19 protein-coding genes are annotated in these 22,021 nt (G+C 73.1%); 11 read left to right on the top strand and 8 right to left on the bottom strand.

Going from position 1 to position 22,021, the window contains the following annotated elements; all coding sequences use genetic code 11:
- Window positions 1-163 precede the first annotated feature (163 nt).
- The 4 genes from ACOJVX_RS17945 to ACOJVX_RS17930 all read right to left on the bottom strand — a co-directional run bounded on the left by ACOJVX_RS17945 (window position 164) and on the right by ACOJVX_RS17930 (window position 8,310).
- Entirely contained in the window at window positions 164-1,747 is a 1,584-nt protein-coding gene (locus ACOJVX_RS17945) for a PPE domain-containing protein (protein WP_418155325.1), read from the bottom strand.
- Between the two features lie 1,078 nt (window positions 1,748-2,825).
- Window positions 2,826-6,218, bottom strand: coding sequence for a phosphodiester glycosidase family protein (locus ACOJVX_RS17940; protein ID WP_422646939.1), 3,393 nt, complete (start codon window positions 6,216-6,218; stop codon window positions 2,826-2,828).
- A gap of 252 nt (window positions 6,219-6,470) precedes the next feature.
- The gene (locus ACOJVX_RS17935; protein WP_422646938.1) at window positions 6,471-7,001 is read right to left on the bottom strand and encodes a phospholipase; all 531 of its coding nucleotides are present in this window, start codon (window positions 6,999-7,001) and stop codon (window positions 6,471-6,473) included.
- 727 nt (window positions 7,002-7,728) lie between these two features.
- Window positions 7,729-8,310, bottom strand: a complete 582-nt coding sequence (locus ACOJVX_RS17930; RefSeq protein WP_026419991.1) for an amino-acid N-acetyltransferase — start codon at window positions 8,308-8,310, stop codon at window positions 7,729-7,731.
- Window positions 8,311-8,421: 111 nt separating this feature from the next.
- Between ACOJVX_RS17930 and rimO the strand changes: the two genes are divergently transcribed.
- The 7 genes from rimO (at window position 8,422) to pspM (ending at window position 14,488) form a co-directional block, all read left to right on the top strand.
- On the top strand, window positions 8,422-9,867 hold the full coding sequence (rimO, locus tag ACOJVX_RS17925; protein WP_026419992.1) for a 30S ribosomal protein S12 methylthiotransferase RimO: 1,446 nt from the start codon (window positions 8,422-8,424) through the stop codon (window positions 9,865-9,867).
- A 20-nt stretch (window positions 9,868-9,887) separates the two neighbouring features.
- Window positions 9,888-10,544 (top strand): CDP-diacylglycerol--glycerol-3-phosphate 3-phosphatidyltransferase, encoded by a 657-nt coding sequence (gene pgsA / locus ACOJVX_RS17920; protein WP_418155329.1) that lies wholly within the window; start codon window positions 9,888-9,890, stop codon window positions 10,542-10,544.
- Window positions 10,545-10,582: 38 nt separating this feature from the next.
- A complete protein-coding gene (locus ACOJVX_RS17915; RefSeq protein WP_245588919.1) occupies window positions 10,583-11,068 on the top strand; it encodes a CinA family protein in 486 nt (161 codons plus the stop codon).
- A gap of 296 nt (window positions 11,069-11,364) precedes the next feature.
- Window positions 11,365-11,820, top strand: a complete 456-nt coding sequence (locus tag ACOJVX_RS17910; protein ID WP_026419995.1) for a helix-turn-helix domain-containing protein — start codon at window positions 11,365-11,367, stop codon at window positions 11,818-11,820.
- 219 nt (window positions 11,821-12,039) lie between these two features.
- A complete protein-coding gene (locus ACOJVX_RS17905) occupies window positions 12,040-12,759 on the top strand; it encodes a hypothetical protein (RefSeq protein ID WP_026419996.1) in 720 nt (239 codons plus the stop codon).
- Window positions 12,760-12,846: 87 nt separating this feature from the next.
- Window positions 12,847-13,665: a PspA/IM30 family protein gene (locus tag ACOJVX_RS17900; RefSeq protein ID WP_035274800.1), complete on the top strand. Its 819-nt coding sequence runs from the start codon at window positions 12,847-12,849 to the stop codon at window positions 13,663-13,665.
- A 22-nt stretch (window positions 13,666-13,687) separates the two neighbouring features.
- Window positions 13,688-14,488 carry a phage shock envelope stress response protein PspM gene (pspM, locus tag ACOJVX_RS17895; RefSeq protein ID WP_103056426.1) on the top strand — a complete coding sequence of 267 codons (801 nt, stop codon included), beginning with the start codon at window positions 13,688-13,690 and terminating at the stop codon, window positions 14,486-14,488.
- A gap of 476 nt (window positions 14,489-14,964) precedes the next feature.
- Here pspM and ACOJVX_RS17890 read toward each other — a convergent pair whose 3' ends face one another.
- Window positions 14,965-15,165, bottom strand: a complete 201-nt coding sequence (locus ACOJVX_RS17890) for a DUF397 domain-containing protein (RefSeq protein ID WP_418155332.1) — start codon at window positions 15,163-15,165, stop codon at window positions 14,965-14,967.
- Window positions 15,162-15,467 carry a Scr1 family TA system antitoxin-like transcriptional regulator gene (locus ACOJVX_RS17885; RefSeq protein ID WP_156038480.1) on the bottom strand — a complete coding sequence of 102 codons (306 nt, stop codon included), beginning with the start codon at window positions 15,465-15,467 and terminating at the stop codon, window positions 15,162-15,164. The genes ACOJVX_RS17890 and ACOJVX_RS17885 overlap by 4 nt, the downstream gene beginning before the upstream one ends.
- A gap of 50 nt (window positions 15,468-15,517) precedes the next feature.
- Here ACOJVX_RS17885 and ACOJVX_RS17880 point away from each other — a divergent pair, with 50 nt between their 5' ends.
- Together ACOJVX_RS17880 and ACOJVX_RS17875 are read left to right on the top strand one after the other, a co-directional pair.
- On the top strand, window positions 15,518-16,651 hold the full coding sequence (locus ACOJVX_RS17880) for a methyltransferase domain-containing protein (protein ID WP_026419999.1): 1,134 nt from the start codon (window positions 15,518-15,520) through the stop codon (window positions 16,649-16,651).
- Window positions 16,652-16,847: 196 nt separating this feature from the next.
- Window positions 16,848-18,116, top strand: coding sequence for a uracil-xanthine permease family protein (locus tag ACOJVX_RS17875; RefSeq protein ID WP_030105843.1), 1,269 nt, complete (start codon window positions 16,848-16,850; stop codon window positions 18,114-18,116).
- A gap of 356 nt (window positions 18,117-18,472) precedes the next feature.
- On the opposite strand, the gene ACOJVX_RS17870 is transcribed toward ACOJVX_RS17875, so the two are convergent.
- On the bottom strand, window positions 18,473-19,306 hold the full coding sequence (locus tag ACOJVX_RS17870) for a DNA-formamidopyrimidine glycosylase family protein (RefSeq protein WP_026420001.1): 834 nt from the start codon (window positions 19,304-19,306) through the stop codon (window positions 18,473-18,475).
- A gap of 51 nt (window positions 19,307-19,357) precedes the next feature.
- Entirely contained in the window at window positions 19,358-20,179 is an 822-nt protein-coding gene (locus tag ACOJVX_RS17865; protein WP_422647582.1) for a ParA family protein, read from the bottom strand.
- Between the two features lie 236 nt (window positions 20,180-20,415).
- On the opposite strand from ACOJVX_RS17865, the gene ACOJVX_RS17860 reads away from it, so the two are divergent.
- Both ACOJVX_RS17860 and ACOJVX_RS17855 read left to right on the top strand, forming a co-directional pair.
- Window positions 20,416-21,150, top strand: coding sequence for a methyltransferase domain-containing protein (locus ACOJVX_RS17860; protein ID WP_026420003.1), 735 nt, complete (start codon window positions 20,416-20,418; stop codon window positions 21,148-21,150).
- A 256-nt stretch (window positions 21,151-21,406) separates the two neighbouring features.
- Complete coding sequence (locus ACOJVX_RS17855) at window positions 21,407-21,817, top strand: DUF3040 domain-containing protein (protein ID WP_026420004.1); 411 nt, start codon at window positions 21,407-21,409, stop codon at window positions 21,815-21,817.
- Window positions 21,818-22,021: the final 204 nt, after the last annotated feature.

Here is a 22,021-nt window from a genome sequence, read left to right as displayed (position 1 = left end):
TCGGTACCGGTCTGGGCCGGGAGGGCACCCCGGGCGGGAAGCGCGGTCCGAGCCGTTCCGTTCCGCGAGCGGTGCCGATCCGCCCGCCGCACGCCGGGGTTCTCGGGACCCGTTCGCGCGGCGGGGAGGACCCGCCGCGCGGCCACCGGGCCTCGGTCAGCCGTCAGCGGTTGGTGTCGCCGAGCACCGGGGGAGCCACCATCCGCCCGTCCCCGAAGATGTCGTCGGTCTCCTGGAGGAACGAGGCACGGGTGTGCTCCTTGTCCTCGGCGTTCTGCCCGCCTCGGCCGCCGCCGGCACCCATGCCGCCGCCCATACCGCCACCCATGCCACCGGCACCCATACCGCCCATGCCCCGGGCACCGCCCATACCCGCACCGGGACCGCCCGCGCCCGAGCTGCCACCAGGGCCGAAACCACCGCCGCCCCCGCTGCCGCCCGGTCCGAAGCCGCCGCCACCGGGGCCGAAACCTCCGGGGCGCATGCCACTACCCGGGCCGCCCCCACCTGGTCCACCGCCGAAGCCGCCGCCACCAGGAAGCCCACCGAGCGGGCCGGGGAGACCGCCGCCACCGGGGCCACCGCCACCCGGTAGCCCTCCGCCGGGGAACCCACCCCCCGGGCCACCACCGCCCGGCAGGGGGGGCAGGTTGCCACCGGGCAGGTTGCCGCCCGGGTAGTTCGGGTTGTTGGGCACCCAGTCGGGGCGGACGTTGCCCGGGCCGTCAGAGCCAGGGGGGTTGCCGCCGGGGTAGTTACCGCCGGGAAGGCCGCCGCCCCCGCCGCCGCCACCACCGCCGCCAGGAAGTCCACCGCCGCCACCGGGCAGACCGCCCCCGCCGCCACCGCCACCGGGAAGGCTTCCCCCGCCGCCGGGCAGGCCCCCGCCACCGCCGGGCAGGCCGCCACCGCCGCCGGGCAGGCCCCCGCCGCCCGGACCGTCGCCCGGCCGGCCGTACCGGTCCAGGCTGCCCTCACCGACCGGGGTGCGGATGTTGGACCGGTCGACCGTTCCGTCACCGTCCCCACCCGTGATGGAGGGCGGCGGAGCGAACGCGGGCATGCTGCTGTCCGTCGTCTGGAAAGTCGACTCCAGCGTGCCCATGACCTGCACGGCCTCTTCGTGCGCGGCGACGGCGCGTTCGTAGGTCTCGACGGCCTCGTTGCCGATGGCGATCATCTCGAGCGGGTTGGCCGTGGTCAATATCCGCCGTTGGAACTCGGCCCGGTCGTATTCGACCGGTTCCGGCATCCGTTGTCTCGCCTCGGACGCGGCGAAGGCCTGCTGTTCCACCTGCGCGGACGTGGCGTGGTACGCCTGGCTGCTCTCCCCGGTCCACTCGCCGAGGGAGGCGACGGCGGCGAAGGCCGCGTCGGCGGACTCGCCCTCCCAGTCGGCGCCGTTGTCGGCGAGTGACCTCAGCTCCTCGAAGTCCTCGACGAACTCGTTGCCGATGCTGTTCCAGGTCTCGCCGACAGCGTGGGTGTGCTCGGGCTCGTTGCCCTCGTCGACCCACTGCTTGAGCTCCGGGTGCCCCGACGAGGCGTAGTTGTGGCAGCTCGTGAGCATCGGGTCCCGGTGGTCCAGACCCTGGTTGAGCTTCTCGCCCCGATTCCTGATCAACTGGTTGTTTATCCAGGTCGAGGGCAGTTTCAAGACATCCCCGAAGGACTCCAGGGTCGGGCTTTCCTGTCTCTGGTACTCGGACTGCGTGAAGTCTGGTTCCTGGGTTTCGGCGTCGGTCATGGTGCTGCTCCCCGAAGTGCTGGCCGCAACAAGGAAATCACCGTTCCCCGACGAACCCGGACCGGCTCTCCCCAGCTTGGTCCGGATGCCCGGAGGTCGTCGGTCCGTGCGCGGCGGCCGGGTGCGCACGGGCGGCGGGACGCCTCGCACCCGCTGACCGCCGACGTGGTGCCGGTCGCCCCCGTCGTCGGAGGAACGGTGGCCGTGATCGCGTGGTGGTCCTTGGTGCTGTCTGGTCGTGTGGACGTGCCGACCGGTCGCCCGCCGCCGGGGCGGACGGGACGCCGGTCTGGTTGGTGCGGGTGGGCCGTGCGGGAGGTGGTGCCGGATCCCGCCGGCCCAGGCTTCCTGGGCGGGTGAGCCGTGTTCGGGGGCGGAGTGCCCTCGCCGGAGGGGAGGGAGGCGCGGTCCGGCAGGCTCGGCTCGCTCGCCGGGAGGGCGCGCGGGGGCGCGGGCCGGCGCTCGGCCGTCACGGAGGTCCGTGCTCGCCGTGGAGCGGAGTCGCCGCCGCTCGACCCGACCTCGGGGGAACCGACGAGCGGGCACGCTCTCCGTGCGGGCGAGGACCACGGGGCCGGCGCTGACGGCCAGTGGATCGCCTCCCGCCGCGCGGTGGGCGCGTGCCGGCGACCCGGCGCCCGGACCGCGTGCTCGCGCGGGACCAGCGAGGGCGAGCGCGCGGTCCGGCGGTCGACGGTGCCCAGGGCGTCCGGTGACGCGACGAGGCGCTCCCCACCCTGTTCGGTCGCCATCCGCGGCCCTTCCGATGCTCGTCAGCCGGGCGGGGACGGTGCACACACCGCCGGCTGGTGATTCCCCTCTGTGAAGTTAGCAGGCGTGAGAAGGGTGTGAGGGGCACTTCGGGAACACCGTCGATCCGAATCGGACCCAGGCGCGAACTCCGTGTCCGCACACCGTCTCGTGCAGACCGCGCGCGCGGAGCGCGTCCAGGTTTCGCCTGGTCATCGACCTGGGCCGTGTGCCGTCCCCGCGCGGCGGACGGCCCAGGGAACCGGAGCGGTTCCCGGGGCCGTCGAGGCCTGGCGTCAAGGGCGGGCGGCGGTCACCCTGGGCGAGATCAGCGCACGGTCACCCGCACCCGCTCCGTCACCCCGTTCACCGCCAGTTCGAGGGACGCCGTCCCCGCCCGAAGCCCCCGGACCTGACCGGTGGCCGGGTCGAAGGAGGCCACGTGTTCCGGGCCGGGCTCGGAGGTCGAGGCGCCAGCGACGTGCAGTCCGTCCGAGCCGGACCACGACCCGGCCACCGGGTAGGCCACCGGGACGGTCCGGCCGTCCTGGTGGACCTCGGCCACCACCTCGCCGGTCCCGCCGATCGCCAGCTCGTCCGGGACCTCGACCGACAGCCCGTCCACGTGCGGACGCATCTCGACGCGCATCGGCAGCTCCTCCCGGCTCGGGTCCAGGTGCAGCAGGCTCCACCCCGTGAAGCCGCCCGACTCGGGCCGCGCCGACGGGCCCTTGCCGGCGTTGCCGTTGATCCAGTAGGGCACGCCATCCACCCGCGAGGCGTGGAACAGTCCCGCGTGGGCGGTGATGACGGCGGCGGGTTTGCCGGACTCCAGTTCGAACTCCGTCAGCCACCCGGCGATGAGGTCGGCCTCCCTGGAGTCGGCGAGCCGCGAGTTCGCCGCGGGCCCCGGGTCGACGGTCGGGTGGTGCATCGCCACGAGGACCCCGTCCACGTCCGGGTCGGACACCGCCGAGTCCAGGGCGTCCCGCAGCATCTCCACCTGGTCGAACCCGCCACCGCGCAGCGTGCCGTACGCGCTGTTCAGCAACACCATCCGAATTCCCCCGTGGTCGGCGACCTGGAAGGGAGCGCCGAACGCGGCCTGGAACTCGCTGATGTCACCCGGGCCGGAGATCTCGTGGTTGCCGGGCACGTAGTACCAGGGCACGGAGTCGCCCAACTCCTCGTCGAGGATCCGGCGGGCCACCGCGAAGTCCTCGGCGAACCCCCGGTCCACCAGGTCGCCGTTGATCAACACCACATCCGGCTCGGACGCCAACGCCTCGCGGAAGGACCTCCTCGCCTGCCTGGCCGCCTCGCCGTCCGGGGAGTCGGCGGTGAACTGGGCGTCGCTGACCACGGCCACCCGCAGGCCTCCCGCCGGCCCCCGCGGGGCCGCGCCCAGCACCGAGGGGTCCCGGGGAGCACCGGGTGGCGGTACCTCGGCGACGGGGGAGACAGCGGCGGTGAGGTCGTCGAAGACCACCCTGCCCTCGTACTGGCTGTTCCCGTCGGTCTCGGCGAGGTAGACGCGGTGCACCCTTAGCGGACCGGCCAGTCCTCCCGGCACGGTCGCCTCCACGTAGCGCCAGCCCGTCCAGTCCACGGCGGCGGCGAGGTCCAGGATCGTGGCCACCCCACCGTTGTCCCGGAGGTCCAGCCTCGGCCACGCCCCGCGCCCGTCCCCGTTGATCCACACCCCGATCCGCTGGGTGCCCGCCGGCAGTGCGAGGTCGCCCCGGGCGGCGACGTAGGCGGCCCTGGTCGCCGTGGTGCCGGTGAACCCGTAGTCCAGGGCGATCCCGGTGCCGCCGTCGCGGCCGGGAGCCGAGGAGATCGCCGAGTCGACGACGGCGGGGAAGCCGGTGGCCTGCCAGGCGGCGAGGTCGTCCATGCTGGACAGCACGTGGTCCTCGGTCCCGACCGACACCCCGACGGCGGCGCGCAGTCCGCCGACGGTCGCCTCGACCACGGTCGATCCGCTGGGCACCAGGGCGGTGACGGCGAAACCGTCCTCGTGCGGGGTGATCCGCACGACGTCCCGGTCGTAGTCCAGCGACACGTCGGCCGGTTCGACCCACGTGCCGAACCCGTCGCCGTCGTACCCGAGGACCGTGAAGTGCCCGACGGCGCCGTCACCGGCGAGGGCGACCTGACCGATGTCGGTACCCAACCGGACCGGGGTGCCCAACACCCTCAGTTCCACCTCCGAGCGGGTGCCGTCCCGGCCGGCCGCGACGGTGACCGTTCGGGGGCCGTCGACACCCGGCGCGCCCGGACGGGCCCGGAACACACCGCGACCGACCTGACCGAGCCGTTGCGGGGTGACCGACCACCTCGGGGTGGCGGCGACGGCCGCGCCGGTCTCGTCGTGGCCGTGGGCCACGAGCCGGCGGCCGAGCCCGCCGAGGACCCGCTCCGAGTCGGCACCGGTGACGGCGGGTTCCACGCGGTAGCCGGTCAGTTCACCGCTGCCCTCCGGCGTCACCAGACCCAGCCCGTTGGGCACCGTCCGCTCGCCGCCGTCCGACGGCGAGTTGCGGACACTGGGTTCGGCGTCGCCCACGGGGCGGGCCAGCATCGTGGAGGAACCGCCGCCGTCGAGGTTGAGGGCGTGGTGCGCTCCCAGCGACCGCAGGTAGTGGCCCAGCTCCCGCTCCGTCATCCCCCGGCTGCTCGCCTGCCGTCCGTCGATGGTGACCAGCCAGAAGCGCTCGCCGTCCTCCGAGAAGCCCACCGCCGTCCTCGGGTGCAGGGCCACGTCGTCGACCGGCAGGACCGCACCGTCCCTGACCAGGACCCGGTTCCCGCCGACGGCGACGGCGATGTCCTCGACGTCCGAGCGCACGTCGACGTCCAGTCCCACCGCGTCCCCGACCGACAGCGCGCCGAGGAGGTCCGCCCCGCCGTCACGGCCGAGGAGGAACTGGCTCCCGTCGGCCACCGGCCCGGCGGATGGCGCCTCCCGGACCGCGACCACTCGTCCCTCCCGGACCTCCACCTCCGAGACGCGGTCGGCGCCGACGACGGCCGTCGTCCGGTCGGACTCCCCCCACAGCGGGGTGAACACGCCGATGCCGCCGGCGGCCACGACCGGCGAGTTGAAGTTGCTCGCCGGGACGGACTCCCCACCGGGAAGGGTCACCGAGGCCTCCAGGAAGACCTCCGTGAGGGAGGCCAGGCCCTCCTCGGTGAAGGTGGCGGTCAGGTTGCGACCGTCGGCCGGGGCGTGCCGCAACGTGCCGTCGTCGATGCCCACCCCGAGAGGAGCGCCGGTGGCGTTGATGTCGAAGAAGTCGGCGTTGACCCCGGCGACCGCTCCGGCCGAGGCCACCTGCTCCGAGAGCGGCGCGCGGTCGGACACCGAGCCGGGGTGGAGGTAGGTGGGTCGCAGCCCGGTCCCGCTCAGGTCGGCGGTGAGCACGTCGCCCTCCACCCAGCCGTTCGGGTCGAAACGGGCGAACTCGGTCAACTCGAGTCCCGGGGCGACGGCGGTCGTGCTGCTGCTGACCGTGAAACCGAGGTCCGCCGCGCTCCCGCCCGGGGCCGCCCACAGGTCGGGTTCGATCCGCGAGGACGCCGCGGGACCGTCCTCGGGGAGTGCCGCCCCGGCGGGGGGCCCCGGATCGGGGGCGGCGGTGGCGGTCGGTAGCGCGGCCAGGGGCAGCGTCACCAGTGCGGCGCAGAGCAGTGTCCTGACACCCCGTGGCGTCACCATCGGACCTCCAGTCGGAAGGACTGTGCTGATCGGGACGGGACGATTGCAGCCAACCGGCGGAGCCAGCCGATGACGGGTGCCTGGCCGGGGGGTGAACGGGGGCGAACGGCGCGGGCCCACCCGTGCCGACCGCGCCGCGGACCGTCGCGCCCGGTCCACCGTCCCTCGTGGACCGGCACGCGCACCGGCGGCCGCGACCGCCGTCGTACCGGTGGGGACCCGGCCGACGGCGGCGGAAGGGGCGGCGCCCGGTCAGCGGGAACCGAGCTCGGCGAGCCGTGCCTGGACCGAGGGCTCGTGCAGGGCCCGCTCGATCGCCTCGGCGGTGGTGGTGCCCGAACCACCGAAGGCCCGGACTGCCCAGTAGTAGACGTCCGCCGTGCGGCGGCACACGGCGGAGGAGCACACGGAGTACATGTCGTCACGGAACCGGTCGTCGATGGCCTTCCTGTTGGCCGAGGTGAACCGGTTCTGGAGTTTGTAGTTGCGGTAGCCGAAATCGTGCCGGTGGCAGGAGTTCAGGAACTCGTACCCGAAAGGCTCGTCGGGCGAGTACGAACAACCGTCCGACGACCAGTCGAGCTGGGGCGCGTGCGGGCGCTGCGACCGGAGTTGGACGAACGAGGGCAGGCTCTGGGTGAACAGGTAGTCGTCGGTCACCTGTCGCAGTTCGGCCGGCGGGAGGGAGGCGTGGGCGACTCCCCCTCCCACCAGCAACGCCATCGTCGCGAGAACGGAGGCGATGAGCGTTCGCAGGGCACGGCGCGGGGATCTGGAGGACATGCGATCTCCTGGGCGGGGAAGGCGACCGCGACGGGCCTGGCCCCCCGGGGAACGCGGGAACCGGATGCCGACGGGTCGCTGGGATGTCGAAGTGATCACAATTCTTAGCCGACCGATTCCCCGCGCGGAACCGTCATGCGATGTGGCTCCGATAAACATTGGGTGTTCGTTTGATAACTCCGGGTGGTGGGGGTCCTGGGGCGGTTTCCCGGGTGTGGGCAGGGGTTCCCGAACCGGGGATCAGGGGTTCGCCCGCGGCGTGCGCCGCCCACGAGGCCCGGGGTCCTCGACCGACGTGCTCGTGGTCCACCGTGGATGGTCGGCACGGGGCACTGGCGGAGTCCGATGAGGGCGCTCGCGGGTGGCGGCGGCCCGAAGCGGCGCCACGCCGCCGACCCCGTCACCACACCGGGCACGGGCTCGCGCCGCCTTCCCCGAGGGCCTCGCCGCACCGGATGTGGCCGCCCACCGGAGCGGGAGCGGGCTCCGAGGCACCCGCACCGCCGGCGCCGTGGCCAGGTGGGGGAGGCGGCAGCCGGAACCGCCGCCGCGCGTCCCGTCCGGACCGGGCTCCGCCCTGGCGGGCCGTCAACCCGACGGGACGGTGCCGCCGCGGGTGGGCCGGCGTCGCGGGATCCACCCGGTCGGGCGGGTCCCGTCGGGTCAGGACCGGACCAGGCCGGGGCCAGGCGCGGCTCCCACGGGTCAGACGCGGGTCAGACGCGGGTCAGGTGGGGGTCACACGCGGACCGGGCGACGTGGGCCCCGGGCGCTCCTGCTCCTCGGCGGGCAGTTCGAGCAGCATCCGGCTGTTCCCCAGGGTGTTGGGTTTGACGTAGGGCAGGTCGAGGAACTCCGCGACCCCCTCGTCCACCGAGTGCCGCATCTCCTCGTACACCTCGGCGGACACCGGCGTGCCGGAGATCTCGCGGAAGCCCAGCCGCGCGAAGAACGCGGTCTCGAAGGTCAACACGAAGATCCGCCGCAGGCCGAGCTCGATCGCGACCTCCACCAGCCTGCTCACCACCGCTCGGCCCACACCCCGCCCGGCGGCCTCGGGGGCCACCGCGACGGTCCTGATCTCGGCGAGGTCCTCCCAGAGGACGTGCAGCGCGCCGCACCCGACGATGTCGCCGCCGGTCTCGGCCACCCAGAACTCCTGCACCCCCTCGTAGAGGGCGACGAGCTCCTTCGCCAGCAGCACCTTGCCCGCATAGGCGTCGACCAGTCGTTTGACGGCTCGCACGTCACCCACCCGGGCACGCCGGACCACCAGTGGTTCGTCCTCGGCTACCTGCACGTTCAGCAAGCCTATCCGCCTGGTTCACCACCCGTGCGGTGGTGACCGGCCCCGAGCCGTCCGGCACCTGGCGGCCCTCGCCCCACCGGACGGGTGGACGGGCCCCGTTACCCTGACCTCGTGCCAACCCCCGAACCACCCCGCCGCGTCGCCGTCGTCACCCTGGGCTGCTCCCGCAACGAGGTCGACTCCGAGGAGTTGGCCGGCCGCCTCAGCGGTGCGGGCTGGGAGCTCGTCGACACCGACGCCAGCGGGGAGGACACCCCCTCCGTCGTGCTGGTCAACACCTGCGGCTTCATCGAGTCCGCCAAGAAGGATTCGGTGGACACCCTGCTCGCCGCGGCCGACACCGGAGCCAAGGTGGTCGCGGTGGGGTGCATGGCCGAGCGGTACGGCAAGGAACTCGCCGACAGCCTCCCCGAGGCTGACGCCGTCCTCGGCTTCGACCACTACCCGGACATGGCCAACCGGCTCGACGAGGTGCTGGCCGGGAACGCGGTGGCCTCCCACACCCCGGGTGACCGCCGTCGCCTGCTGCCGATCTCGCCGGTCGAGCGCCCCTCCGCCCTGGCCGGCTCGGCCGAGCAGGTGGCCGTTCCCGGCCACGCCTGGGGGCCGAGGGTGCCGCGCCGCCGCCTCGACAAGTCCCCGGTCGCCCCGCTGAAGCTCGCCTCCGGCTGCGACCGGCGGTGTTCCTTCTGCGCGATCCCGAGCTTCCGGGGCTCCTTCGTCTCCCGCCCCACCGACGACGTGGTGGCCGAGGCCGAGTGGTTGGCCGTGTCAGGGGTGCGGGAACTCTTCCTGGTCAGTGAGAACTCGACCTCCTACGGCAAGGACCTCGGGGACCTGCGGGCGTTGGAGAAGCTGCTCCCCCGCCTGGCCGAGGTCCCGGGGATCGACCGGGTGCGCGTCTCCTACCTCCAGCCCGCGGAGACCCGGCCGGGTCTGGTGAGCGCCATCGCCACCACACCGGGGGTGGCCTCGTACTTCGACCTCTCCTTCCAGCACTCCAGCGAGTCGGTGCTGCGCCGCATGCGCCGGTTCGGGTCGACCGAGTCCTTCCTGGGCCTCGTCGAGAGCGTCAGGGCGCTGTCCCCGACCGCCGGTCTGCGGACGAACGTCATCCTGGGGTTCCCGGGCGAGACCGAGGACGACGTGGCGGAGCTGGAGCGGTTCCTCACTGCGGCCCGCCTGGACGTCGTCGGTGTCTTCGGCTACTCGGACGAGGAGAACACCGAGGCGGCGGGATTCCCCGACAAACTGGACCCGGACCTGATCTCCGAGCGGGTGACGCGCGTCTCCGCCCTCGTGGAGGAGCTGACCGCCCAACGCGCCGCCGAACGGGTCGGTGAGGAGGTCACGGTGCTGGTCGAGCGGACCGCCGACGAGGAGGGCGACTGCACCGGTCGGGCGGAGCACCAGGGGCCCGAAGTCGACGGGGAGTGCGTTCTCACCGATGCTGAGGGAATCGAGGTGGGCCAGTTCGTGCGGGCCACGGTGGTCGATTCCGAGGGCGTCGACCTCATCGTGCGGCCGCAGGAAGTCCTGACGAGGGGATACCCGTGACGGCAGCCGAGGACGCGACCATGGACAGCACCGGAACCCCGACCGGCGCCGACTGGGCGAAGGCGGAAGTGCCAGAGCCCGCCGACCCCGCCGGCGTGACACCGACCGCCGTCCCGGTGGTCAACATCGCCAACGCCCTGACGGTCTTCCGCCTCGTCCTGGTGCCCTTCTTCCTCGTCGCCCTGTTCGTGGGGGCGGAGGGCGGGACCTGGCGCCTGGTCGCCGCCGGGCTCTTCGCGCTCGCGGCCATCACCGACCGCCTGGACGGGGACCTCGCCCGCCGCCGAGGCCTCATCACGGACTTCGGCAAGATCGCGGACCCGATCGCCGACAAGGCGTTGATCGGGGCGGCACTGGTGGGGCTCAGCGTGCTCGGCGAGCTGCCCTGGTGGGTGACCATCGCGATCGGTGTCCGCGAGCTCGGCGTCACCCTGCTGCGGTTCTGGGTGATCCGGCACGGCGTGATCCCCGCCAGCCGGGGAGGGAAGCTCAAGACCCTCGTCCAGATCGTCGCCATCGGCCTGTACGTGCTGCCGCTCTCCGACGGCTTCGACCTGGTGCGCTGGTCGGTGATGGCGGTGGCGTTGCTGCTCACCCTCGCGACCGGGATCGACTACGTGGTTCGGGCCGTGCGCATGCGCGCCCGGGGGCGGCGGGCGCTCGCGGGTACCGCGTGAGCCGAGCGGACGACCACTCGCCCCTGCCCGGGTTCGGGCTGGACGAGGAGCGTCTCACCCTCCTCCTGGACAGGCTCCGCCAGCGTGGTGAGACGGTGGCCGCGGCCGAGTCCCTGACGGCGGGCCTGGTCACCGGGCTGTTGACCTCGGTTCCCGGGGCCAGCGCGGTCGTCAGGGGCGGCCTCGTCGTGTACGGGACCGACCTGAAGGGCAGCCTCGCGGGCGTCGACACCGCCGTGCTCGACGAGCACGGGCCCGTGCACCCCGAGGTCGCCAGGCGGCTCGCGGAGGGAGCTCGGCGGCGCTGCGGGGCGGACTGGGGTCTGGGGCTCACCGGGGTCGCCGGCCCGGACCCGCAGAACGGGCTCCCACCCGGCCTCGTGCACGTCGCGGTGGCCGGCGCGGACGAGGTCACGGTCCGTACGCTCCGGCTGTCCCGCTCCCGGCACGGCGTGCGCGCGGCGGCGGTCCGCGCCGCTCTCGACGCCCTCGGCGCGGCCCTGGACCGGGCGCCACCCGCGTGAGGGACGGGGAAGGCCCGGTCGCGCCCGGTCACCGGCCGGCGCCCGGACGCCGGCCGGAATGCCGGGCGGTCGCGATCCGTTAACCCGATCAGGCAAACAACAGGGGGAACTGGCTGGACGGGAACCCGTTCGCCCTCGGCGGACGTTGACCCGAAGTTGCTGATCGTATTGGCTCGGCTGGGTACGGTGGAGTGGACGGCGCGCTCAACTGGATCGTCGTTCGATCGCGGCGCGCTGCCGGCGCGTCAGCCCGACAGTGAACCGTCGAACACATCCAGGGTGGAAGGAGACACGGCATGGCCGTTCTGTTGCGGGAGGCCATCGGCGAGCGCCTGCGTGAGGAACGCACGGCCCAGCGCCGCACTCTGCGTGAGGTGTCCAGGATCGCCCGGGTCAGCCTGGGCTACCTGTCCGAGGTCGAGCGGGGGCGCAAGGAGGCCTCCAGCGAGCTCCTCGCGGCCATCTGCGACGCCCTGGAACTGGAGCTGCCCAGGCTCCTCGACGACGTGGCCACCGAGATCCGGTCCGACGCCGGGACCCGCCAGGTGGCGACGCCGGTGCCCGGCGCCGCTGCCCGGGTGGCCCAGCCGGCGACCGCCGAGGCCCGGGTCGCGCGGCAGGCCCAGCAGTCGGACGAGCTCGTCCCCGCCGTGGTGGGGGAGCAGTTCTCGGAGTTCGCCGTCGCCCCGGTGCTCGGCGGACGCCTCGACTCCTCGATGCGCATCACCAACAAGGTGGTGGTGGCGGCCTGACGAGCCGCTTCCCGGTTCGGACCCGGGTCACGACCGCCACCCCCGCGCGGCCTGCTGCCACCCGGTGATCGGGTCAGCACCACCACGCGAGTGCGCCTGACTACTATTGGGGGCACTTCGTTGACCGGGGGCCACGGAGCGACGTCATAACACGTCACGGTGTGGGGCACCCGGAATTCGAGACGTGTCAGAACCCTCGGAGCGGGTGGGGGACCACCAGTGATTCTCGAAGTCCTCGTCGCGGTACTGGCGGTGGTCGTGCTGGCGGGCGGGGCACTGCTGTTCGTCGCCGTGCGGCGATCCCGGAGCGGCACCTCGTCCCCGCGCCTCGCGGCCGAGGCGCCCCGCCCGGTGCGCGGTAGCCCCGCCCAGGTCTGGGCGGAGCGGGCGGAGCGGGCGGCGCGCGCCATCACCTCCGCCACGGCGGGTCGACCCGAGCTGTCGGGTGTCCACGACGACGTGGAGCTCGTGCTGGTGGAGGTGCGGTCCAGCGCGGCCGAGGTGGCCAGGCTCGACCAGCTGTTGGGCCAGGACCTGGCCCCCGAACTGCGGGCCGAGTCGCAGCGCCTGTCCCAGGCCGCCGACCAGGCGACGGACGAGGTCACCCGGGCCGAGCTGGCCGGCGCGGCCGCCTCCGTCACCGACCGGCTCCGGGCCGCGGAGGCGCGGCAGGGGGCGAAGGAGACGCTGCTCGCCAGGATGCGGGGTGCGGTGGCGGGTCTGGAACGGTCCCGCACGGAGATCGCCGAGTTGACCTCCGCCCGTGCCCTCCCGGTCACCGTCGGTGACCCGGTGGCTGACCTGGCCGACCGACTGCGTGGTTTGCGGTCCGGGCTGGTGGAGGTTCAGCGGCTCTCGGCGGCGGGGGGTGACCCGGGCTCTGGTCAGGGACAGCCCCGAGATGTTCCGGGGTCGCTGGAACCGCGCGACGGTACCTGACACGATGGAACAGGCAATCAGGCATCGGGTGATTATCCGGATAGTCGCCTCGGGCGGCCGGGTAGCAGAAGAAGGCAGGCGGAGGAGATGGCCAACCCGTTCGTGAAGTTCTGGAAGTACCTCATGGCGGCGTTCTCGTCGAAGATCGACGAGCACGCGGACCCGAAGGTGCAGATCCAGCAGGCCATCGAGGAGGCGCAGCGGCAGCACCAGGCGCTGTCCCAGCAGGCCGCCGCCGTGATCGGCAACCAGCGTCAGCTGGAGATGAAGCTCAACCGGCGGCTTGGGGACGTCGAGAAGCTCCAGGCCTCGGCCAGGCAGGCACTGGTGATGGCCGATGACGCCAGGAACCAGGGTGACCTGGAGAAGGCACAGCAGTACGAGAACAGCGCCCAGGCGTTCGCGGCCCAGCTGGTCAGCGCCGAGCAGGAGATCGAGGACCTCAAGAGCCTCCACGACTCCGCGCTCCAGGCCGCCAACGAGGCCAAGCAGGCGGTGGAGCGCAACGCCATGCAGCTCCAGCAGAAGATCGCCGAGCGCACCAAGCTGCTCAGCCAGCTGGAGCAGGCGAAGATGCAGGAGCAGGTGTCCAGCTCCCTCCAGCAGATGAGCGAGCTCGCCGCCCCGAAGAACACCCCGTCGCTCGACGAGGTCCGCGACAAGATCGAGAAGCGGTACTCGACGGCGATGGGGCAGACGGAGCTGGCGAAGAACTCGGTCCAGGGGCGGATGATGGAGGTCGAACAGGCCTCGGTGAACATGGCCGGTGTCTCCAGGCTGGAGCAGATCCGTGCCAGCATGGGTGGGGGATCCGCTGGCCAGGTGGGTGGCGGTGCCGCGGCGCCGCAGCCGGCCCAGCCGCAGAACATCCAGCAGCCCGGTCAGCAGCAGCCAGGCCAGGCCTGAGCGACCGAGGGTGTGACTCCAGGTGGCGGATCGCAGGGGCGACGTGTCCGACCTCGTTTCGGTGGCGAACCAGGCCGGTGGCCTGATCGCCAGCAAGTTCCGCCAGGGCCTGGACAAGTGGCGTGACCCGCGGGCCCAGCTGCTGCGCAAGCGGCGCCGGGCCCGGCGGGGCCTCTACGTCAAGACCGGTTTAGCCGCCCTCGCCGGGGCGTTCGCGTTCACCGTGGGCAGCGAGCCAGGGCTGGAGACGTCCGAGGTCGTCGTGGGCGGGGTGAGCGCCCTGATCGGGGCGAGCGCGGTGTCCTCCGGCGTGCGGACAGTCCGGCTGTACCGGACCCCGCTGCCCGAGGAGGCGGTGGCACCGCCACCTCCGCCGCCCCTGCCCGATCCGGGTTCCGCCGCGCACAAGCCGATGCGGCGGCTCGCCGACGCGGAGGCCAGTCTCGCGGAGTTGCTCCACCAGTTGTCCACCCCGGTCGGCGGGGCGCCGCTCGTCCCGGAGGAGTCCGTGCGGAGGATTCGGGGGACCGCGCGGGAGGCGGGTGACGCGGCTCGGGCGGCCGCCGCTCGGCTCCAGGCGGTCGAGCGGGCCAGGGATGCCTCTCCCGCCTCGGAACGTGCCGCCCTGGCCGGGGACATCGACCGGTTGGCCGCCAGGCTCCACGACGGCGTGGACGGCTTCGGGCGGTTGGTGGCCACGGCGGGTCGCACCGTCGCAGCCCATGACCACGACACCTCCGCGCCGGCGCTCACCGAGGCCGCGGACTACCTCGACGGGCTCGCCGCCGGGCTGCGGGAGCTGTCCCGCTCACCCCGGCTCTGACCGGGGTTCCCCCTTCCCGTACCCCCACCCTCGGCCCCGGGGGCCGGCAGCCCGGTTCCCACTCTCGGACCATGTGCGGCAGGCCGGGTGGAGCCGTCAGGAGGGCGGGTTCGGCCCGGGTGCGCGCCGGAGGGGTGCGCTGGGCTGGCGGTGCCAGGAACCCGGCCGGAATGAGCACTGGAGTCCCTCCCGCCTCGGGAGCGGCCTCGCGGGGACGGCGTTCGGCGTCGCCTCCTTCCGCTTCGGGTGAGCTCGGCGGCCTGAACCTCCGGTCCGCGTGGGACGTCGGTGTGGATGCCGGTGGGCGCGCGGGCGGGCCGCCGGTGGTGTTGGGCGGACGGCGGGCGCCGCGTGGTGGCAGGATGCGACCTCGCGCGGGGAGGTGTCGGCATGCCGTTGTGGCGGTCCTCGTCGGCCTCGGCAGCGACGAGACGGCCTCTCGCCACGATGTGGGGCGGGGGCCGTCCAGCGCGTGTTCACCGGTCGTCACGGCCGGCCTGGATGGCGCGCGGGAAAGAGGACCACCGTGGGCCCGTGACGGTGACCTGGCCAGCGGCCCGATCTTTGGTGTCCCGCACCGCGACACCGTCGGCGAACCGGCCGACCTCGACGCGGGCGGAACCATTCCGCGACCGGCGTGCCTTCCGCCAGTGCTCCGGCTCGTGGTGCACCGTCATGATCTCCTCTCCATTCTCCCGATCACGTCAGCGATGAGTGCGCAGGTGTCGTCCGGGCTCATCGCGACTTCCCGCACCCTGTCCGCCGCTTCCTGGTACGCGCCGACATCCTTGGCTTCATGGAGGAACAGGGCGGACCGCCGTGTCTCCAACCGCACCACTGGCGCGTCATCGCCCCCGCGCTCGACGATGCCGAACGCACCCTCGAGCCCGGGATGCCAGCCCACACCCATCGGCACCACGCGAAGGTCCACCGTCGGCCACTCGACGACGTGCGGCAGCCACAGCAGGTGCTCGCGCATCACGTGGTGACGGAAGCGTGGACCGATGAACTCACCAGAACGGATGCCGCATGACCACGCCCCACCAGGACATCCCCGCGTTGCGCGCGGGTTTGGCCGACCAGCTCGCAGCAGAGCTGCCCTCGCGGACCTGGCCCGAGGTGTTCCGCGTCGTCGACCGCCACGTCTTCGCGCCCCGGTTCGCCTTGTTCGACCCGGTGACAGGCAGCTTCACCCACTACGACGTCCACGATCCCGACCCGGTCCGGCGTGCTGAGGCGATGGCGGCCGCGTACTCGAACGACACCTTGATCACGCGGTTCGACGATGACGGCAACCCCATCAGCTCGTCCACCGAACCGAGCATGATGGCGTCCATGCTGGCCGCGCTCGATCTGCGCCCTGGCCACCGTGTGCTCGAAGTCGGTACGGGTACCGGCTACAACGCGGCCTTGCTGGCCAGGTTCGTCGGCGACGAGCAGGTGACCACGATCGATGTGGACGGCGAGCTGATCAACACGGCTCGCGCAGCGCTCGACGTCACCGGCTACGCGCCCACCGTGGTGTGCGGCGACGGCGCTGCCGGTGTGCCCGAACGGGCGCCGTTCGACAGGATCATGGCGACCTGCGGTGTGGACCGCGTGCCCGGAGCATGGCTGGACCAGCTCACGGCGGACGGCGCGATCCTGGTCACCGTCTCGACGGGCATCGCGCTGCTGCGCCGCGCCCCGGACGGCGCCGTTCACGGCCGGTTCTTGGGGGCAGCGGGGTTCATGCCGCTGCGTTCCCACGGCTACCAGCCGAGGTGGAGCGGCCGTCGCGTTCTCGAGGAGACCGGGGGCAGCGCGGACGACACGCGTTCCGTCACGGTCCCGAAGGGGCTCGAATTGTCGACGGCGGCGTTCTTCACCTCCCTGATCGCCGAACACGGCCGCCTCGTGTTCCTCGGCGAGGACGAGCAGGTGGTCTCGTACCGGTGGGTGCATCCGGCATCCGGGTCGTGGGTGCGCGTCGACCTCGGTGAGCATCCGGCGACGGTGCACCAGGCCGGGAGCCGTCGCCTGTGGGACGAGGTGGAACCCGTGCTGGAGACCTGGGACGTCGCGGGCCGTCCTGAGATCGACCGGTACGGCCTGACCGTCACCACCGACGGTCGCCACGTGCTGTGGCTGGACAGCCCGGAACACCACATCACCGCGCTGTGACCGTTCGCGAGGTGGTGTCGCCGTGATCGGCGTCGCCTCCTTCCGCCTCGGGTGAGCTCGGCGGCCTGAACCTCCGGTCCGCGTGGACCGTCGGTGTGGATGCCGGTGGGCGCGCGGGCGGGGCCGCCGGTCGTGTTCGGCGGACGGCGGGCGCCGCGTGGTGGCAGGATGCGACCTCGCACGGGGAGGTGTCGGCATGCCGTTGTGGCGGGTGCGAGCGGAGGACGTCACCGGGACGGGCGGGGTGGTCGCGCCGGAGGAACGGTTGGGCTGGCCGCTGACCTTGGGCTTCGGGGCGCAACACGTGGCGGCGATGTTCAGCGCCACCGTCCTCGTGCCGACGATCACGGGCTTCCCGGTGACCACGACGTTGTTGTTCTCCGGTCTGGGCACCCTGCTGTTCCTGGTGGTCACCCGCAACCGTGTTCCCGGGTACCTGGGCGCTTCGTTCGCGTATGTCGGTCCGCTCCTGGCGGCTTCCGAGGCGGGGGCGGAGCCCTCGGCGATGCTCGGTGGGGTGCTGGTGGCGGGCGTGACGTTGGTGATGCTCGGGGTGGCGGTCAAGGCGTTGGGCGTCGGTCTGGTGGAGGTGTTGCTGCCACCGGTGGTGACCGGGGCCGTCGTGGTCCTCGTCGGGCTCGGGATGGCCCCCCACGCCACCGCCAGTGTCTCGGCGCAGCCCGTGGTCGCCGGGGTGACACTCCTGACGATCGTCGTCGCGGCGGTCGTGGGTCGCGGGCTGTGGCGCCGTCTGGCCGTGGTGCTCGGCATCGCGGTGGGCTGGACCGCGTCCTGGCTGTCCGGGCCCCTGGAGAACGCCCCCGAACTCCTCGACATCCCGTGGACCGGTCTGCCCGAACTGGTCACACCGGTCATCACGCCCTCGGTGTCGCTGCTGGTCCTACCCGTGGTGATCACCGTCCTCGCGGAGAACCTCGGCCACCTGAAGGCCGTCGCCGCGGTCACCGGACGTGACCTCGACCGTCACGCCGGCGACGTGCTCATCGGCAACGGGCTGTCCACCAGCCTGGCCGGTGCGGGAGGCGGGGTCGGGACCACCACCTACGGGGAGAACATCGGCGTGATGGCGCTGAGCAGGGTGCACTCCACCGCCGCGTGCGCCACGGCGGCGGTCCTGGCCGTGGTGCTGTCCTTCTCACCTCGCGTTGGCGCGGCGGTGGTCCTCGTCCCGCCAGGAGTGATCGGCGGGGTGGCCCTGGTGCTCTTCGGTCTCATCGCGATGCTCGGCTTCCGGGTCTGGTCCGACCACCAGGTGGACTTCCGGGATCCGCTGAACCTCGTGGTGGCGGGTGCCGCGTTGGTCGCCGGAGTGGGTGGGCTGACCTTCACCGTCGGTGGGGTGGAGATCGGCGGGATGGCCTGGGGGGCGCTCGTCGTCGTCCTCCTGTACCCGGTGCTGCGCGGGCTCCGCGCCGTGGTGCCCCGCCGGCCGCCAGCCGGGTGAGCTCGGGGCGGCTCCCTCGCGGAACCCTCGGCCGGTGGCCGTGACTCCCGGCCGGCCCCGGACGAGGTGTTGGTGCCGCACCGTCTCGCGATCGTCCACTCTCACGGTGGCCACCGTCCCTCGGGGCGCGCGGTGTTCACCTCCTGCTCCGCTGCCCGGGGAACAGGGCGCCGAGCCCCGGCGACCGGGGTGGGGGAGAGGCCGGTCCCGCTCGGGCCGGGGGGCTGGCGGCACGGGGTGGGGGGACAACGGGCGTGGAGTGGGAGACCGCGCGACGACCGCTGGTGCCTGACCGGTTGAGCCGTCCGGACCGCTGCCGCCGTCGAGCACCCGCGCACCAGGGCGTGAATGCCGGGTCAGCCCTCGGCTCCCGCCGGGGCGGAGTGCCCGGGAGCCCCTTCGGGAGCTGGCTGGCACCGGGGGCAGTGGTAGACGGTGCGGGCCTGAACTCCCACCCCCAGCGTCCCCCGGCGGATCGCGGTGCCGCAGCGCGCGCACGCCAGGCCGGCCCGCCGGTACACCCAGTGCCGCTGGTCGCGGCGCAACGAGCCCGTGGTGCTCTGCTCCCAGCGCCACGCGTTGGCCGCCAGCAGCCTCCTGGCGAGGTCGACGGTGGCGGCCGGGTCGACGTCGGCCACCCTCGTCCACGGCGACACGCGGAGGAGGAAGCAGATCTCGCACTGGTAGAGGTTGCCCACACCGGCCATCACCCGTTGGTCGAGCAGTGCCTCGCCGACGGCTCGTCCGGGATGCGCGGCGAGCCGGCGTTCGGCCTCCCGGCGGTCCGCCTCCCCCCAGGTCCGCCCCAGCAGGTCGGGGCCGAGGTGGCCGACCAGCGACGACTCCTCCCCCGTGGGTAGCAGCGCGAGGTCGTGCAGCAGGAACCCCACCGCCACCCGGTCCTGGTTCGCCAGCACCGCCCTGACCTCGTGGGCGGGACGTCGCCACCGCTCGCCGGGGCCGTGCAGCCGCCACGACCCGTCCATCCGGAGGTGGCTGTGCAGGCTCCGCCCGTCGTCGAAGCGCACGAAGAGGTGCTTGCCCACCGAGTCGGCCCCGACGACGGCCCGGCCGGCGAGGTCGACCGCGCTCAACGCGGGGTGCCGCAGTTCACCCCGCACCAGTACCCGGCCGGCGAGCGCCGCGTCGAGACGCCGTCCGGTCAGGAAGACCGTGTCACCCTCCGGCACACCTCCGATGGTGCCATCCCGCCGGAGCCGGTAGCCGGTCCACCGCCCGGCTCAGTCGAACGCGGGCTCGGTCTCGGGCTCCCGCCCGGCCCGCCGGCCACGCGCCGAGCGCAACACGCGGGCCAACAGCAGGTTGAACGCCAGCGACACCTCCCGCGCCCCGGGGGTGCCCCACTGGTGGATGGGCATGCAGGCGCCCTGGGCCTGCTGCACCGCGAGGCGGTCGGGCAGCACCACCGGCATCACGAGCGGACCGAAGATCTCCCGGAGCTCGTTGATCCGGAACTGGTGTTCGTGCGACCGGGGGCGCACCCGGTTCACCACGACACCCAGCGGTTGCAGGTCGGAGTTGGTGTTCTCCCGTTCCGCCTGGACGGCCTCGAACGCGCGCTGCACGCCGGAGACGGCGAACATCGTCGGTTCCGTCACGAGCATGGCGCGCTGGGCGGCCACCAGCGCGGAACGGGTGAGCTGGCCGAGGGAGGGCGGGCAGTCGAGGAGCACCAGCTGGTAGGGGGGCAGCCCCTCCTCCTCGTCCAGCTCGCGCACCGTCGTCAGCACCTCCCGGAGCCGGGAGAGCTCCGGCGCGCCCGGGTTGGGGACGTTGTGGCCCTCGGCGCCCTCCGAACCGACCAGGACGTCCAGCCCCTCTCCCCAGGAACTGGGTGCGATCGCCGCCCGCACCGTGTCCGGCGAGGGGGCGGCGAGGACGTCGGCCAGGTCGGCGTCCGTCTCGGCGGGATCCATCGCAGCCGTGGTGTTGCACTGGGGATCGAGGTCGACGACCAGGGTTCGCAGGCCCCGCCGCAGGGCGGCGGAGGCGCACCCCAGCGCGACGGTCGTCTTCCCCACGCCACCCTTCAGGCTGAGCACTGCCACCGTAGTAAGCACGGGTTGCAGCCTACGGTCTGCCCCGATCAGTGGTGGAGCCGTCACTGCATCGGCCCAACGAGCTCCGGGCCGGCCCCGCTGCCGACCGGGGCGGAACCGGTCGTGGCCCCGGGTGGTCGAGGTGCTGGCACGCCGCGAACCACGGCCGGCCGGACGAGCCGGTTCGCGGGGAGGGAGGCCGCCGCCACTCCCGCACGACGGGTTCTAGGCTCTGTCCCATGGTTTCCGAGGCCGTGCTGTCCGCGTTGAACGTCGAACTGGTCGCGGTGCGCCGCCGCTCCGGGGCCGGGCGTCCGCCGAGGGTGCTCGACGTGGGCGGGGGCAGCGGGGTGTGGGCGGTGCCGCTGGCCGAGGCGGGGTGCGAGGTCACCGTCGTCGACGCGAGCCCGAACGCGTTGGCCACGCTGCGCACCCGGGCGGCGGAGCGGGGCGTGCTGGACCGGGTCACCGCCGTGCAGGGCGATTCCGAGGCCCTGACCGCCGTGGCGGAACCGGGCCGGGCCGATCTGGTGCTGGGCCACGGACTGCTGGAGTACGTGGAGAACCCGGGTGCCGCGCTGGCGGAGCTGTCGGCCGTGACCGCCCCGGGTGGCGCGATCTCCGTGGTGGTGGCCAACCGGCACGCGGCGGTCCTGCACCGCGTCCTCTCGGGACGTGTCGCGGAGGCCAGGGAGGTGCTGACCTCGCCGAGCGGAACCCTCGCCCCCGGCACCGGTGCCGACCCGCTGCTCCGCCGCTTCGACGCCGCCGGCCTGTCGGAGCTGGTGACCGCCGCCGGGTTGGCGGTCGAACTGCTCCAGGGGGACGGGGCCGTCACCGACCTGGTGCCGGGGTCCGTGCTCGACACCTGCTCGCCCAGTGATCTCGCGGAACTGGAGTTGCTCGCGGCGCGGCAACCGCCCCTGCGCGAGCTGTCGAGCCGGCTGCACGTGCTGGCCCGCCGCCCCCGCTGAGGAGCTGCCCGCCCGTCTTCCCCCGATCCGGGGAACACGGGGTGTCGCTGCCGTGCGGCCCGCCCTCCGCGTCGAACAATCGACTCACTGACCTCGCACGACGATAATGTGTGCGTGTGCGAACATTCTGGTGGTCGGTCCGGGTAGTGGTCGGGTTGCGCGGCTCGTATCCTTAGACGTGACGCCCCATGAGGGCGTCCGCCGGAAGTCTCGAAGGATTGTCCGGCGCCGCAATCGCTGTGCCGGAGGAGGAGCCATGCCACTCTCCGAGCACGAGCAGCGTTTGCTCGACCAGATCGAGCGCGCGCTCTATGCCGAAGACCCCAAGTTCGCCTCCAACGTGCGTGGCGCACGCGTGCGGAGGCCTTCCAGGCGTCGGCGCCTCCAGGGCGTCGCGCTGCTGGCCGTTGGTTTGCTCACGCTCGTGCTCGGAGTGGTACTCCCGGTACGGGTGGCGGACATACCGGTCATCAGCGTTTTCGGCTTCCTGCTCATGTTCGGTGGTGCCGTACTGATGTTGACCGCTCTTCGGGCCAGTTCCTCCGAGACCGAGGAACCTGCCGAAGGGGGAGGCGCAGGCGAGCCGCCACCGACGTCCCGGACGTCGAGGAGTTCCTTCTCCCAACGGATGGAGGAGCGGTTCCGCCGGCGGTTCGACGGCGAATAGGACGTGGTGCGTGCGGCCCGGTGCGAAGGATCGGGCCGCGAGCCGAGCGTGTTCCTCCGCATCAGCAGGCAGACAGGCATCCTGGCTTCGGCCGGGGTGCCTTTCTTCTGTTGGGGGGCCGCGCCACCAGGCCCGAGTAGCCGGGGGGACGGCGAGGAGCCACTGGTGGCCGCGCCCGCCCCGACCGCACCGAGTCCTCCGGGT

Origin of the sequence: Actinoalloteichus caeruleus (genome assembly GCF_049311605.1) — a bacterium.
Classification (GTDB): Bacteria; Actinomycetota; Actinomycetes; order Mycobacteriales; family Pseudonocardiaceae; genus Actinoalloteichus_B; species Actinoalloteichus_B caeruleus.
This window is presented reverse-complemented; position numbering and strand designations above follow the sequence as displayed.